The 15,039-nt window shown below is 62.2% G+C and carries 13 protein-coding genes and 1 pseudogene; 5 read left to right on the top strand and 9 right to left on the bottom strand.

Annotation, left to right across the window (positions count from 1 at the left end):
* Positions 1-499 precede the first annotated feature (499 nt).
* From erpA to clcA, 3 genes are all read right to left on the bottom strand, one after another.
* Positions 500-850 carry an iron-sulfur cluster insertion protein ErpA gene (gene erpA / locus AACQ43_RS15935; protein WP_005304404.1) on the bottom strand — a complete coding sequence of 117 codons (351 nt, stop codon included), beginning with the start codon at positions 848-850 and terminating at the stop codon, positions 500-502.
* Positions 851-940: 90 nt separating this feature from the next.
* Positions 941-1,636 carry a DUF6776 family protein gene (locus AACQ43_RS15930; RefSeq protein WP_045789072.1) on the bottom strand — a complete coding sequence of 232 codons (696 nt, stop codon included), beginning with the start codon at positions 1,634-1,636 and terminating at the stop codon, positions 941-943.
* Between the two features lie 86 nt (positions 1,637-1,722).
* A complete protein-coding gene (gene clcA, locus AACQ43_RS15925) occupies positions 1,723-3,117 on the bottom strand; it encodes a H(+)/Cl(-) exchange transporter ClcA (protein WP_168967849.1) in 1,395 nt (464 codons plus the stop codon).
* Positions 3,118-3,339: 222 nt separating this feature from the next.
* Between clcA and hemL the strand changes: the two genes are divergently transcribed.
* Together hemL and AACQ43_RS15915 are read left to right on the top strand one after the other, a co-directional pair.
* Positions 3,340-4,626: a glutamate-1-semialdehyde 2,1-aminomutase gene (gene hemL, locus AACQ43_RS15920; protein WP_168967848.1), complete on the top strand. Its 1,287-nt coding sequence runs from the start codon at positions 3,340-3,342 to the stop codon at positions 4,624-4,626.
* 219 nt (positions 4,627-4,845) lie between these two features.
* Positions 4,846-5,661, top strand: a complete 816-nt coding sequence (locus tag AACQ43_RS15915; RefSeq protein ID WP_168967847.1) for a hypothetical protein — start codon at positions 4,846-4,848, stop codon at positions 5,659-5,661.
* 60 nt (positions 5,662-5,721) lie between these two features.
* Here the strand turns inward: AACQ43_RS15915 and AACQ43_RS15910 are convergent, their stop codons facing one another.
* Together AACQ43_RS15910 and AACQ43_RS15905 are read right to left on the bottom strand one after the other, a co-directional pair.
* Positions 5,722-6,624 carry a sulfite exporter TauE/SafE family protein gene (locus AACQ43_RS15910; protein WP_168967846.1) on the bottom strand — a complete coding sequence of 301 codons (903 nt, stop codon included), beginning with the start codon at positions 6,622-6,624 and terminating at the stop codon, positions 5,722-5,724.
* A gap of 257 nt (positions 6,625-6,881) precedes the next feature.
* The gene (locus AACQ43_RS15905) at positions 6,882-7,604 is read right to left on the bottom strand and encodes a phosphatase PAP2 family protein (protein ID WP_168967845.1); all 723 of its coding nucleotides are present in this window, start codon (positions 7,602-7,604) and stop codon (positions 6,882-6,884) included.
* Positions 7,605-7,779: 175 nt separating this feature from the next.
* Here AACQ43_RS15905 and AACQ43_RS15900 point away from each other — a divergent pair, with 175 nt between their 5' ends.
* Positions 7,780-8,307, top strand: coding sequence for a DUF2937 family protein (locus tag AACQ43_RS15900; protein WP_168967844.1), 528 nt, complete (start codon positions 7,780-7,782; stop codon positions 8,305-8,307).
* Positions 8,308-8,382: 75 nt separating this feature from the next.
* On the opposite strand, the gene AACQ43_RS15895 is transcribed toward AACQ43_RS15900, so the two are convergent.
* On the bottom strand, positions 8,383-9,963 hold the full coding sequence (locus AACQ43_RS15895; protein WP_168967843.1) for a response regulator: 1,581 nt from the start codon (positions 9,961-9,963) through the stop codon (positions 8,383-8,385).
* Between the two features lie 113 nt (positions 9,964-10,076).
* Entirely contained in the window at positions 10,077-10,958 is an 882-nt protein-coding gene (locus AACQ43_RS15890; RefSeq protein ID WP_011707270.1) for a LysR family transcriptional regulator, read from the bottom strand.
* Between the two features lie 156 nt (positions 10,959-11,114).
* On the opposite strand from AACQ43_RS15890, the pseudogene AACQ43_RS15885 reads away from it, so the two are divergent.
* Positions 11,115-11,477, top strand: a pseudogene (locus tag AACQ43_RS15885) (SMR family transporter); the annotation flags it as partial.
* 140 nt (positions 11,478-11,617) lie between these two features.
* Positions 11,618-11,938 carry an SMR family transporter gene (locus AACQ43_RS15880; RefSeq protein WP_011707272.1) on the top strand — a complete coding sequence of 107 codons (321 nt, stop codon included), beginning with the start codon at positions 11,618-11,620 and terminating at the stop codon, positions 11,936-11,938.
* Between the two features lie 97 nt (positions 11,939-12,035).
* Here the strand turns inward: AACQ43_RS15880 and gloA2 are convergent, their stop codons facing one another.
* Both gloA2 and mrcB read right to left on the bottom strand, forming a co-directional pair.
* A complete protein-coding gene (gene gloA2 / locus AACQ43_RS15875; RefSeq protein WP_011707273.1) occupies positions 12,036-12,437 on the bottom strand; it encodes an SMU1112c/YaeR family gloxylase I-like metalloprotein in 402 nt (133 codons plus the stop codon).
* A 42-nt stretch (positions 12,438-12,479) separates the two neighbouring features.
* Positions 12,480-14,801: a penicillin-binding protein 1B gene (gene mrcB, locus AACQ43_RS15870; protein WP_168967841.1), complete on the bottom strand. Its 2,322-nt coding sequence runs from the start codon at positions 14,799-14,801 to the stop codon at positions 12,480-12,482.
* Positions 14,802-15,039: the final 238 nt, after the last annotated feature.

Genomic DNA, 15,039 nt, shown 5'->3' with positions numbered 1-15,039 from the left:
TCTTCAATTTAAGTTTGGTTGCCTGTTAAGGCGGCTCAATGAATTGCTGAATTAACTGCTGCAACTAAAAGTTGCTTTGGTCACTTCATCAGACATTGAAAATCAAAAATTGTTTTTGATGCTCGATGCTGTGAGTGCCCACACAGATTGCTTGATTCAAATTGTTAAAGAGCAGGGCTGACAACTATAACCCTCACAGGTTTGCTTTGCAAGCCAGACCAGACACGCACTGCGCCGTGCTGATGGAGGCGCATTATAGGGATATGATTCTCGCTGACAAGAGAAAACTCCGTGTTTTTTTGAAAAAGACGTCCAAGTGTTTAACTAACCACCAATCAGGATAAAAAGCGCCCCAACAGCAACCCAAAAGAAGCCCATCAAGGGCTTTTTAGCATTACTGGCTGGTCCAGAGCGTCCGACTAAATAGGTATGGATGGGGGGGCCAAAACAAAAAGGGCCCCTTGGGGCCCTTCAATATCACGCGGTATCTCTATGTATATCAGATAGAGAAGCTGGAACCACAGCCACAGGTGGTAGTGGCATTGGGGTTGGTCACGGTGAAGCGGGAGCCTTCCAGACCTTCGGTGTAATCCACGCTGCCGCCAACCAGATATTGCAGGCTCATGGGATCGATCACCATGGTGACCCCGCTTTTCTCGACCACGGTATCCCCTTCGTTGATCTTCTCATCGAAGGTGAAACCATACTGGAAACCGGAGCAGCCACCGCCCGTGATGTACACCCGCAGCTTGAGCTCGGGATTTTCTTCTTCGGTGATCAGGGTCTTCACCTTGTTGGCTGCCGCATCCGTCATCTGGATAGGCAACGGGGCTTCTGCTACTGCACTCATTACTGACCTCACAACCGTTAAATCCACAAACATGGAAACCGCGAAATTATCCAATACCCGACCATTCAGTTCAAGTATTCACCAAGCTTCTTACTGTGCAGCCGGCACGGGTGCCGGTGGAGCGACCACCAGCGGCTTGATTACCTCGCCCCATTCAGCCAGCAGCTCCTGAGCCGGTTGCCGGCCATCCTTGCTGATGGTGACCCGTACCCGATCCGGTACAAAGCCTTCCGGCAACTGCCAGTTGCCTTCCAGCAGCTGGAAGTAACGCAACGCATAGCGCCCCTCCCCCACCTTCATACCCAGCTCGCGGCTGCCGAGTGTTCTGGGCTTGTCGCCTTGACTGCCTTCCACCTTTATCTGTACCTGACCGCGAAACAGTTCGCGCTTCTTGGCAGGCTGAGTCAACGCCAGCCGATAGTGATAACGGCCGGGGATACTGGTCTCCTGCAGGGTGAGGTTGTCGATCACCACCCCTACCTGCTCGCCGGTGGGACGCATGATCCGCTCGAAGAAGGCCAGCTGGCGCTTCTGCTCCTGTACCTGGGCCTCCTGATCCTTGAGCGTCTGCTGCAACTGCTCAAACGCCGCCTTTTGAGTAGCCAGCAGCGTCTCCTTGATGCCAAGCTCGCTCTTGAGCTGGCCGATGGCCTTGCCTTGACGCTCCAACGTCTCCTGCTGCACCGTCAGCAGGCTGCTCTGGGCCAGCTCCTGGCGATTACCGACGAAATAGCCGATGAGCGCCCCCACCATCAGCACCGCCAACCACTTCACTATCTGGGACATAAGGCCTCTTTTGTTACTGCGCATACTGCGGCCACGCTCCCTTCACTATACGCGACTCAAGCAGATTCAGGCCGGCAGACAAAGGGTTAACCGGCGGTGATGCCGCTTTCTCCCCGCTTTTGACGCGCAGCAAGCCGTAAAGTTCGCTCGAGGATCTGGGAATAAATCGGGCGGCCCCCCAACCACTGAGCCACCAGGGTCGCACCGACCGTGGTGATCATCATGGGCAGGATCAGCTGATAGTTATCGGTCATCTCGGTCACCAGCACGATCCCCGTGATGGGAGCACGCACGGTGGCGGCAAACAGCGCGCCCATACCGGCAATGGCAAAGGCGCCAGGCTCGATGCCCAGCTCCGGGAAGGCCGCATGAAACAGGTGGCCGAACACCACCCCGAACAGGGTGCCCAGCGCCAGGGTCGGGGCAAACACCCCACCCGGTGCGCCGGAGCAAAAACAGACCAGGGTAGCCACCAGCCGGATGGAGAAGATGAGGAACAGGGTGGCCATCGCATACTCCCCGCCCATCAGATGGGGGATGAGCTCGGTACCGCCACCGGTCACCGCCGGGGCAACCAGCGACAGCACGCCGAAAGTCCCCGCCACCAGCGTCCCGATGGCCACAAAACGATGGCGCTTGTTTTGATGCAGCACCAGATAGCCATCCTGACAGGCCAGCACCAGCTTGTTGAAGACAAAACCCAGCACGCCGAAAGCGGCCCCCATGAAGAGGAACAACCAGAGCGCCCTCAGGGCCGGCGCGTCGTAGTGAGGCAAGCTGATCACCGCCCCCTGCCCCTTCATGTTCTGCAGCATCAGAGTCGCCATGATGGCGGAGATGCCCACCGCCTTGATGGCCAGAAAGGAGTAGCGAAACTGCGGGCGCATCTCCTCCATCACGAACAGGATCCCCGCCAGCGGAGCATTGAAGGCTGCGGCCAGACCGCCGGCCGCCCCAGCTGCCAGCAGGGCGTGCCCATGCTCCTTCGGCAGCCGGAAGAGATCCGCCACCATCTTGCCGAGGTTGCCGCCGATCTGCACCGAAGGTCCTTCCCGCCCCAGCACCATGCCGGAGCTCAGGGTGCAGATGCCACCGAAGAACTTGACCGGCAACACCCGCCACCAGCGTACCGGGCGCAGCTCGTCCATGGCCCCCTCAATCTCGGGAATGCCCGAACCACCCGCCTCGGGTGCAAAAGTATGGGTCAGGAAATAGCCAATGCAACCCAGCAAGGCGCTGAAGCCAAAGCCGAGCAGGCCGAGCTGCCACCAAGGGCGATCGGCCAGCAGGTCGACACGCTGCTGTGCCAGCCAGTGCACGCCGGACTCGAACAGTCCACAGACCAACCCGGCCAGGGTGCCGACCAGTGCCGCCAACAGCAGCACCAGCAGGGGCATCTTGTCTTGATGAATGATCCGCCGCAGGACGGGGCCGCGGGGAGGCGAGAGCGGTTCTGAGGAGGAGAGAGCTTGTTGCGACATGAAAAAACCACATTCGTTTGCTGACGGAGGTGACGATCATCCGGCCTGCTGTCCGGCTGCCCAGCACAGGGCCTTTCTGCTATAGTCGGCCCGTTTCATTTAACACGGGGCAGTCCTTGGCCGGGGTCAAGAGCGCAAGCATACTCCAGCGTCCCCTGACTGCCGAGCCGCAATCGGCCACCTGCGCCTGTGTGACGACCAAAATCCCATTAAGGATGATCCATGTCAAAATCAGATCAGCTGTTTGAACAGGCCCGCCAGACCATTCCGGGCGGCGTCAACTCACCGGTCCGCGCCTTCAATGGGGTCGGCGGCACACCCCGCTTCATCGATCGCGCCGATGGCGCCTACCTCTATGACGTGGACGGCCAGGCCTATGTGGATTACATCGGCTCCTGGGGCCCCATGCTGCTGGGCCACAACCACCCGGCCATCAAGGCCGCCGTCATCAAGGCAGTGGAAAAAGGGCTGAGCTACGGCGCCCCGACCGAGATCGAAGTGCTGATGGCCGAGAAAGTCCGCCAGATCGTGCCCTCCATGGAGCAGGTGCGGATGGTCAACTCCGGCACCGAGGCCACCATGAGCGCCATCCGGCTGGCCCGTGGCTACACCGGCCGCGACAAGATCGTCAAATTCGAAGGCTGCTACCACGGCCACGCCGACTCCCTGCTGGTCAAGGCTGGCTCCGGCGCCCTGACCCTGGGTCAGCCCAACAGCCCGGGCGTACCGGCCGATTTCGCCAAGCACACCTTGACCTGCGTCTTCAACGATCTGGACTCGGTGCGCGAAGCCTTTACCCAGTACGGCAGCGAGATCGCCTGTATCATCGTCGAGCCGGTGGCCGGCAACATGAACTGCATCCCGCCGGTACCCGGCTTCTTGGAAGGGTTGCGCGCCATCTGTGACGAGTTCGGCGCCCTGCTGATCCTGGATGAGGTGATGACCGGCTTTCGTGTCTCCCTGCGCGGTGCCCAGGGCCACTACAACATCGACCCGGATCTCACCACCCTCGGCAAGATCATCGGTGCCGGCATGCCGGTCGGCGCCTTCGGCGGCAAGAAGAAGGTGATGCAGCACATCGCCCCGACCGGCCCCGTCTATCAGGCTGGCACTCTCTCCGGCAACCCGGTGGCCATGGCCGCCGGCCTAACCATGCTGGATCTGCTGCTGGAGCCGGGCCTCTATGAGCAGCTGAGCGCCAAGACCGCCCGGGTTGCCGAGGGGCTCAAAGCGGCCGCCGCCAGGCACGGTATCCCGCTTGCCATCAACTATGTGGGTGGCATGTTCGGCTTCTTCTTCACCGACGAGTCCGAGATCACCCGCTACGAACAGGTCACTCGCTGTGACATGGAACGCTTCAAGCGCTTCTATCACCTGATGCTGGAAGAGGGCGTCTATCTGGCGCCGAGCGCCTACGAGGCCGGCTTCCTGTCGCTGGCACACGGCGACAAGGAGATTGAACACACCCTGGCCGCCGCCGAACGCAGCTTCGCCAAGCTGGCCGGCTAAGCCGCCGCTTGTCGCAAAAGGGCCTTTCACGGGCCCTTTTTCATTGCCGCTTCGGCGCCCTTCGGCCTCCCCCGGTACGCCCGATGTTGGTGCAGCATTTGTGCAAATGACACGGCGCTGTCACCAAATGGTGCATATCCCGCCCCTCTATCCGTCATAAAACGGGCCCACAATTTGCACCCTGCAAGTTGGATGCAAGCCCGTTTGAGCGAGGTGTATATGGCGGAAATGAGCCCCATCGATGTGCTGCGACGCTATCAGGAGTACGAAGCCGAACTGGCCCCCCTGCTGCTGGGACTGCTGACGGCATCACCCGATTCACTCAGCAGTTATCCCTTCATCCTGAACCAGGCTCCCAGCCGGGAACCGCTCGAGATCCTGCCACCGGTGCCGGCGCCGCAAGCCCGTTTGCATCTAATCGTGAGAGGCCAGGGCCGTGAGCTGACTCTCTGCCTGAACCAACTCATCGCCTGGCTGATGGGGGACAGGGAGCGACGCCGGGCCATGCCCTGGTTCAAGGGGGTTTATGTGGTGCTGAGTCTGGCGCTGTTTCTGATCGTCGCGACGCTCATCTGGCACGGGCTGGAGCAACTCTATCTGCTGCTGTGCGGAGCGCAGCAGAACCGATTGGGGGCCTTCAGCGCCATCATCTTCCTGACCCTGGCGCTGGCGGTATTCGACTTGGGCAAGACCATTCTGGAAGAGGAGGTGCTGCTGCATAAGGACATCTTTCGCCACAGCGCCATTCGCCGCACCATTACCCGCTTCATCGCCGCCATCTTGATCGCGGTCTCCATCGAGGGGCTGCTGTTGCTGTTCAAGGGCTCGCTTGGCCAGAGCGAACTGCTCTGGCCGGCGGTGGGTGTGATGGGGTGCGCCGTGGGGCTGCTGCTGGCCCTCGGGCTCTATGTGTTTCTGGGGGCCAGGGCCGAAGCGGCACTGGTGCAGGCTAGCCTGCGACCTCTGCCAGCCGGGGTGGTGGCACCCGCCGCGCCGCCCGCCAAGAGGCGTACATGGTCCAGGAGGTATAGATAACGCTGAAGGCCTGCAATCACGTCAATACTCCACGGCCAGCACCGACACGCGCCGTACTGGCTAACCAGTGACGCCAGCCAACCGGGGTTGTGGCGCCCGCCGCCCCGCCCGCCAGGAGGCGTACATGGTCCAGGAGGTATAGATGACGATGAAGGCCACCAGCCATTTGAGCATCACCATGTCCATGGATTTGACCAGCATGGCCGCCAGCACCACGCCGACAGGGCCGAAGATGGCCACCGCCAGCACCGCCTTGGCATCGAAGGCCCCCTTGCGGATGAAGGTACCCGCCGAGAAGACGCTGAGCACGGCGGTGGAGCCCATCATGATGGGAAACGCCGCCAGCGGATTCATGCCGAGCAGATAGACCAGGGTCATGCAGGGGGCGAACAGGCCGATGCCCACGTTCATCAGCACGCCGAAGATGAAGTTGCCGAGCAGCGCGATCCCGAGCTTGTAACCGGTCAGCCCCATGGCGTCGCCACCGAGGGGGAACAGCCCAAGCAGACCCGCGAAGATGAGGCCGGCCACCACCAGCAGGGAGACCGCCATCACCAGCCGGATGGTCTGGCGATCGAACGAGGCGACGTGGCGCGCCCCCCAGGCAGCCCCGGCGGCCGCGGCCACCATCATGCCGATGAGGGTGAGCGGATCCACCTGCACGGCGCCGATGAAAATCAGCGACTGGGTGACCGTCGGCAACACGCACTGGCCGTTGAGGGTGCCCGGCAGCAGCCGATCGTCGATCAGCTTGAACTGCTTGTAGCAAGCAGTCTTCACCGCGAAGCTACCAACCCCCAGGGTATCGAGAAAATTGGCGACAAAACCGATGGCCGCCACCGGCCAGAAGGGGGTCGATTCCAGCCTCCCCTGTTGCCGTTTGTGCCACCAGGCCCGTACCAGCATGAAGATGAACACCAGGGCGCAGATGATGAATATCAGGCGCAAAAGATTAATTAACATACAGAATTCTCCAGCAACGGGCGGCGATTCTAAGGCAGCAAAAATAAAAAATCTTGGTCAGGATCAAGCATTCAGCCCATGCAAACGATTATCTGGAGAAAGTCATGACGAGCACGCCCGAACGAATCTGCTAATACTTGTCTATGAGGGCCAGCAGGCCTGGGGCCACCGGTGGTAGTCATGGTCATTTCGCGACGACCACAGTCACCGGCGGGAAGTAGCCAAAAAGAAGGCCGGTATGCACCGACCTTCTTTTTTTATTGCTGACTCGCCGGCGTTTTGCCCGCCAGCCACTGCCAACCCGGCAGGCGTGGCAGTCGCTGGGCAATCCAACCGATCAGCGCATCCGATAGCCCGGTCAACAACAACAGCGGCAGGCAGAGCAGTGTCAGCGACAGGGCCCCCACATAGACATCCGTCAGCCAGTGAGCACCGGAGAGGATGCGGGGCGCAGAGAACAGCGGCACCATCAGCAGCGCGGTCACCCCGGCCCAGCGCGGCAGATAGCATAGGGCAAAGCCGGCAAAGATCATCAGGAACAGGGCGTGATCGCCGGGGAAGCTGTCGCTGGAGGAGTCCTTGGTCGGGATCCCGCTGAGCTGGGTCACCCGCAGCGCGTCCGCCACCGTCAGGGTCGGGCTGGGCCGACTGACCGGCAGCAGATGACCGAACTGGTTGATCACCAGGGCCCCCAGCAGCATGACGATCCCCATGGCCACCAGCCGGCGGCGTCCCTGCTCGTCCGCACGCCAGAAGCAGCGAGAGAGGATCAGCCCCATGCAGGAGAGCACCGCCAGATCGAACAGCCGGTTGTTGGTCACGGCCACCAGATTTGCCCACCACTGGGCCTGACCCAGCCAGCCATTGACCAGATGGAAGACGGCGAGATCCCACTGATCCCAGGGGCCGTGCTCGGGCAGAGCGGCCCAGCTGATGGCGATGAGACAACCCAACAGATAACAGGGTATAAATTTGCGCATAAGAACTCTCCTCCCCGAAAAATGGGCCCGTATTTTAAAGCATAAAAATAGTGACGTGAATCACACAAACGGGGGAGGAAGGCGTCATGCCTCCTATCCGGAAAGCCGGCGCACCCACTGCCGGCTTGGCCTGTTGCAGCCTTGCGGCTAGTATGGAGTCCCTCTATTTCGCGAGATGACGAGTGCTATGCGCAGCTACCTTCGGATGATGCTGTTTGCCCTGGGCCTGCTGGCCGGCGTGCAGATCCCGGGCCTGATCGACCTCTACTACCAGCGGCTGGATGCCCGCCTGCAGCAGGCCAGCCTCAGCCTGGCCCCTTTTCAGGAGACCGCGGATCAGCACTTCGACGGCGATCTGACGGCCCTGGTCAACCACTACCGCACCAACCCGGATCCGGTATTCGCCAAGGATGCAGCCAGCCTGCAGTTGCTGGTCAGCCAGCGCCAGACCCTGCAGCAGGAGAGCATCTACAAGCACCATCCCTGGTACCGGCAACTTTCCCACCTGCTGCTGAGTGCCGAGCCCCAGCTCTGGCAGGATACCCTGCAAAACTACAGCTACGTGGTGCCGCTCAAGCAGGCCGCCATCGTCTGCGGCATGGCGGCAGGCCTGCTGGCAGCCCTGCTTGGCGATCTGCTGCTTAGCTTGGTGTTGTTGCCGTTTCGCCGGCAGCAGCCCCGAACACGCTACGCGCCGCGCTGACGAAACCGACGCGGTGGCTCAGGCAGACAGAAACAACAAAGGGGCCAATGGCCCCTTTGTTGTTTCCGGCCAGTGTCACAGCTCGTATGGCAGCCGCGACTGGCTCACCAAACGCTGGAGCGCCTGCACCACCTGGGGATCGAACTGGCTGCCGGAGCGTGACTGGATATATTCCATGGTCTGGGCCAGCGACCAGGGCTCCTTGTAGGGACGCTTGCTGAGCAGGGCATCGAACACGTCGACCACGGCAACGATACGGGCCGACAGCGGGATCTGCTGGCCGGCCAGCTGCTCCGGATAGCCCTTGCCATCAAAGTGTTCATGGTGACCACGAGCAATCTCGGCCCCCAGCGACAGATAGCTGGTCCCCTCCACCATCTCCCCCGCCTTGTGCAAGATGCTGGCGCCGATGTCCGCGTGCTGCTCCATGATGGCTCGCTCATCCGGTTCGAACCGGCCCGGCTTGTGCAGGATGTGGTCAGGCGTGCCCACCTTGCCCACGTCGTGCAGTATGCTGGCCATGCCGATCATGTCGACGAAACCCGGCGTCAGTTCATCGGGATAGACCCCCGCCTGCTGCAGCTCGGCCACGATGGCATCGGAGAGCTTCTGCACCCGCAGCACGTGATCGCCGGTATCCGAATCGCGGAACTCCGCCAGCGCCGCCAGCGCCACCACGGTCGCTTCCTGGGCCCGCAGCAGCTGGTTGTAGAGATAGAGGTTGTCGTACGCCGCCGAGATGCGCTGACAGAACACGTCCAGCAGGTCGCACTCGAGCGGGTCGAGCGGCTGGGTGGGGGTGAAATTGAGCACGAACTCGCGCCCGTTCTGGGCCGCGATATAAAGCGCATCCTGGGGATGCTCGAAGCGGTTGCAGCGGTTGGTGAGCGCACTCATCACCGAGTCGTGCAGAGCCGGGAAGGCACTGAGCGACACATCGCTCAGCAGGGATTCATAGTCGCCGGTGGCAGCCAGTATCTCCAGCTCCTGCGAGCCGGGCCGGCGTTCGGCGCAGATGGCACCTTCGGTGCCCACGTCGAGAATGGCGCTGATCTGCTTGAGCACGCCGGATGCAAATTCCCGCAGCGAATGCAGATGATAGAGATCCCCCGCCCCCTCCAGTATCTTGCCGAGCCCCTGCCGGCTCTTGTCGATGGCGCAGAGGGTCTCGTAGGAGCGCAGGGAGGCGATGACGGTGGTATAGAGCTTCTGCACCGTCAACTCGGTCTTGGTCTTGTAGTCATTGATGTCGTAATCGAGGATCACCCGCTGCTCCGGGGCCTGCCCCGGCTGGCCGGTGCGCAGCACGATGCGCACCAGGCTGTTGTGCATCTCGTTGCGGATCTGGTGCACCAGCCGCAGGCCGGCATCCTCGGTCTCCATCACCACATCAAGCAGGATTAGGGCGATGCGCGGGTTGGCCAGCAGCATGCGGGCCGCTTCGGCGCCGCTGTAGGCATTGAGCAGTTCAAGCGGGCGGGATTTGTACTGAATGTTGGAAAGTGCCAGCCGGGTGGCATGATGAATATCCGGCTCATCATCGACGATCAACACCTGCCAGGGGTTGATCGCCTTGGTTACCACGGCCTCATCGTCATCCAGCTCGATGATGTCGTCATCCAGCCAGAGCTCGTCCTTGTCTTGGGCACTGCTCATATCGTTCACGCCTCCAGGCGCTGCATGAGGGTACTGACAGTATGTACCATCAGGGAGCGATGGATCACAAGCCCCGGCACTTGCTCCCTCATGCCCACCCAGCGCCGGCCGGTTTATTCGAACGGTTCGAGATAGGCCTGGATTGCCTTCCTCAGCCAGGCCAACACCTTGCCGTGATAGGCATTTTCCGACAGATAGACGCCATAGTCGCGCCACTGCAGGCTGAACTTGTGCTTCAAGGTCAGCAGCTCCCCTTGCCGCAGCTGACTCTGGATCAGCGGCGATGGCAGTACGGCCCAGCCGAGGCCATCAAGCACCGCATCGCGCATCAGCTCGAAGCTCGACAGCCCGATGTGGTGGCCGCCGATGGGCAACAGGCTCTTGACCGAAAATTCGTCCACATAGGAGAGGGTGACCTGGGTATGACCGGTCAGATCCTGCTGCAATACCCGCTTCAGGCTGGCCAGCGGGTGGCTCGGAGCCACCACCATCAGGGTGCGGATCGGGTTGAGCACCTCGATGTTGAGGCCGCTGCGCTCCTGCTCCTCGGTGATGAGGCCGAAGGCGGCGTCGACAAACCCCTCCTCCACCAGCGCGGGCAGCTCCGGCGGCGAGGCCAGCACCAGCGAGATGCTGGTGCCGGGAAACTGGTGACGCAGCGCCCCCAGCATCTCCCGCCACACCGCCTCGGGAATGGCGTCATCCCGCGCTACCCGCAGCGCCACCTCGGCGCCGGAGGCGTAGTGCTCGCACTTGAGCTTGAGGCTGTTGGCGGCCTGCAGCAGCCGCTTGCAGTCGTCCAGCACCTGCTCGCCGATCTCGGTCAAGCGGCTCTGGTTGGCGCCTCGTTCAAAAAGTTCGACGCCAAGCTCAACCTCAAGCGCCGCTATCGCCGTGCTGACAGCGCTGCGACTCTTGCCAAGCCGGCGCGCCGTATTGGCGATGGAGCCACTGCTGGCTGATTCCACAAAGAGTTGTATCTGGTAGAGCTTCATGATCTGGGTCGTGAGCAGGGTATCCGATATTCACCTTACCTTGCCCTCTTCTAGCAAGGCAAACCGTCAGCGTCTGAATTGTCGACGCTCAGCGATTCTGCCGCCTGAGCAAGCTGCGGCTATCATGGCCCCGTCGCAGCAACAAAAGGACATTTTATGTTATTCAATCGCATGCTTCTGGCCCGCATCTTCCTGACGGGCGCCATCCTGACCGAGGTCGCCGGGACCTCCAGCATGGCCATGATCCCGGAGAACGAGGCCGGCTGGCTCAACTATCTGCCGATGTGGCTGCTCATCTCCTTCTCTTATCTGTTGTTGGCCAAAGCCGCCAAAACAATCTCCATTGGTATTGCCTTCGCGCTCTGGGAGGGGCTGGGGATCGCGCTGATCACCGTCGTCTCCGTGCTGTTCCTCGACTACCACCTGAATGCTCAGGAGTTGATCGGACTGGCGCTGGCCATAGTGGGTATTGTTCTGGTGACAATGGGTGAAACCCATGACGAACCGACCGCAGACACCGGCAGCATCCGCCGCCTTGGTACTGCCCATGACGAACCGACCGCAGGCACCAGCAGCACCCGCCGTCTTGGCGCTGCCCATGACAAACCGGCCGCAGGTACTGGCAGTACTCGCTGCCTTGGCGCTGCCAAGGAGGCCGTATGCACCCGTTGATCATCGTACTGGGGGCGGCACTGCTGGATATCGGCGCCAACATGGCGATCAACCGCTCGGTTGGTTTTCGTCACAAAGGCTGGGGATTTCTCGGCATCCTGCTGGTGCTGTGTGCCTTCACCCTGCTGTCGGAAGCGGTGAGCACCGGCAAGATCGATCTGGCCGTGGCCTATGCCACCTGGGGTGCCATCGGCATTCTGGGCACCGCTCTCGGCGGCTTGCTGCTGTTTGGCGAGCGGCTCAAGCCCATCGGCTGGGTCGGCATGCTGGTGATGGCCGTCGCGGTGACCCTGCTCACCACCGCCTGATCGCCCCTCACGCACTCCACACCATGAAAGAAGCCGCCCGGCTAACCGGGCGGCTTCTGCTCTTTATGGGGCAATGCGGGCTCACGACGAGTCTGCCTCAGCGGCTCGCTTCGTAGAGCTCCAGCGGCAAGCCATCGGGGTCGGCGAAGAAGGTAAAGCGCTTGCCGGTCAGCTCATCCACCCGCACCGGCTCCACCTCGACGCCATGGCCCTGCAGATGGGCGATGACCCGGTCGAGCTCAGCGACCCGAAAGGCCAGGTGGCGCAAGCCGCACGCCTCCGGCCGGGAGGGGCGCGGCGGCGGTGCCGGGAAGCTGAACAGCTCCAGCTGGCTGCCATCCGGCAGCGCCAGATCCAGCTTCCACGACTGGCGCTCTTCGCGCAGCGTCTCGGCGATGATGGGCAGCCCCAGCACCTGGTGGTAGAAGTGGCGCGAGCGCGCATAATCGCTGGCAATGATGGCCACGTGGTGGATGGCATCGAACAGGGGATGTGACATGAGCTCTCCAGGCAAGCGGGCAGCCTGAGCTGCCCGCTGCGGTCAGTTGAAGAAACCGTTGAACCAGTTGTCCAGCGCATTGGCCGGGCTGGACACCGGGATGGCGCAGCCCATGGGCTCAGCCAGCCCCGCCAGCTTGGCCGGCACCTGCAGACTGCCGGGGCAGTCGCTGGTGACCCGGGTGCCGCTGGCGCGGGAGAAGCTGGCCCAGCTCACCCCTTGCGGCATGTTCATGGCCAGGCTGTTGACCCCGCGCTGGCTCATGTAGCCGCTGAACAGCTGCAGGGCACCGCTGGCACCGGTCAGGCCGGCCGGGGTGTTGTCGTCGCGACCGACCCAGATGCTGACCAGCTCGTTGTTGTCGAGCCCGGTGAACCAGGAGTCACGCAGCTCGTTGGTGGTGCCCGTCTTGGCCGCCATGATGGCGCCGGGGAACTTGGCACCGAGCGCGCGCGCCGTGCCCTGGCTCACCGTCTTGGTCATGGCAAACAGGGTCAGCCAGCTGGCCTGCTCATCGGTCACCCGCTTGGCTGCTTCGTCATGCTGATAGAGCTTGCTGCCGTCGCTGTTGACCACCGCCCGGATCGCCGACAGCGGCTGGGTCAGCCCCTGGTTGGCGATGGGCAGGTACATCTGGTTCACCTCCATCGGCGAGAGCGCCACCGCCCCCAGCACCAATGAGGGATAGGGCTGGATCTCCTGCTCCACCCCCAGCTTGTGCAGGGTGTCCACCACCTTGTCCAGCCCCACCTGCAGCCCCAGATTGACGGTCGGCACGTTGAGAGAGCTGGCCAGCGCATCCATCAGCGGCACGCTCTGGCGGAACTTGCGATCGTAGTTTTGCGGGGTCCAGATCTGGCCATCCTTGCCGCGAATGCGGATCGGCTGGTCCTTGAGCGGCGTGCCTAGGGTCAGGCCGTTGGAGAGGCCGGTCAGGTAGACCGCGGGCTTGACCAGGGAGCCTATCTGGCGACGGGCATCCAGCGCCCGGTTGAAGCCGGCGTAGCGCGGATCCCGGCCGCCCACCATGGCCACCACCTCGCCCTTGTGCCAGTCGGAGACCACCATGGCCGCCTCCAGCTTCTTCTTGCCGCGCAGCTTCTCGATCTGGGCCAGACCCGACTCCACCGCCTGCTCGGCGGCGTGCTGGGCGATGGGATCCAGACTGGTGAAGATCTTGAGGCCGGACTGCTTGAGCAGATCCGGGCCGAAGCGGCTCTGGATCTCCCGCTTGAGCAGGCCCATGAAGGCCGGGGTGCGGCCATAGCTCATCTGGCCGCGAGTGATGATGCCGAGCGGCTGCTTGCTGGCGAGCTCATACTCGGCCGGTTGCAGGCTGCCGTGATCCATCAGCAGCTTGAGCACCAGATCACGACGCGCCTTGGCCCGCTCCGGGAAGCGCCAGGGATCGTAATAGGAAGGCCCCTTCACCATACCCACCAGCAGGGCCACCTGATCGATGTCCAGCTCGTTGACCGGAATGCCGAAGTAGAAATAGGAGGCGAGCCCGAAGCCATAAACCCCCTGGGAGAAATTCTGCCCCAGATAGACCTCGTTGAGGTAGGCCTCCAGGATCTCGTCCTTGCTGTAGCGATAGTCGATCAGCACCGCCATGTAGGCTTCCTGCGCCTTGCGCCACAGGCTGCGCTCCCGGGTCAGGAAGAAGTTCTTGGCCAGCTGCTGGGTCAGGGTACTGCCGCCCTGCACGGTGCGACCCGCCAGCAGGTTGGCCGCCATGGCGCGCATGATGGCCACCGGCGAGACGCCGCCGTGCTGGTAGAAGTCGCGATCCTCAGTGGTGAGCAGGGTGATCAGCAGGCTGTCCGGCACCTCGGCGATGCGCACTAGCAAGCGGTCCTCCCGATCCTCGGTGTTGAGTCGGTCGAGCAGCACCGGGTCCATCTGGGCGTAGCCGAGCTGACGCTGGTTCTCCAGCGACTGGATCCCCTCCAGCCGCGCGCCGTTGAAGGTGAGGCGCAGGCCGCGGGCGGCATCGGCCCCGTCATGGAATTCGAATGGCCGGCGAATAAGCTCGATGCGGTTGCCGCTCACCGCATACTCGCCCGGGGTATGGGGCTGGCGCACCTGCTTGTAGCTCAGCATGTTGAGCTCGCGCAGCATCTGGGCCTGGGAGAGGCGCTGGCTGGGATAGAGTTCCAGCGGCCGGCTGTAGACCATCACCGGCAACTGCCACTTCTCGCCGTCGAAGCGTTCACGCACCTTGGTATCGAGGTAGATGCCAAACACCACCATGAAGGCCGCTCCCACCAGGGAGAGCTTGAAGCCCAGCCAGAACAGCGTGCGCCAGATAGTGCGTTTGGGCGCCGCCTTCTTGGGGGTGCGCTTGCGTCGTTGCGTTGCCATAAATCCTCTTTGCTTTCCTTTCTACTTGTTATGTCGCGTTCGCGAACGTCCGATCGGGCTTAACCAATTGGATCTGGATTCCGGGGTCGCTCCGCCAGAAAGATGGATGTCTCACCCCTCATCCCCAGCCCTTCTCCCACAAGGGGAGAAGGGAGCAAACACCAACCTCGATCAGTTCCCTTCCCCTCTGGGAGAGGGCCAGGGTGAGGGTCATCTGCTGGAGTAGGGCTACGTTATT

The sequence above is a fragment of the Aeromonas sp. DNRA1 genome (genome assembly GCF_963888745.1).
In the GTDB taxonomy this organism is placed as follows: domain Bacteria; phylum Pseudomonadota; class Gammaproteobacteria; order Enterobacterales; family Aeromonadaceae; genus Aeromonas; species Aeromonas hydrophila.
Note: the sequence above shows the minus strand (reverse complement) of the source record. Positions and strands in the feature narration are given on the sequence as shown.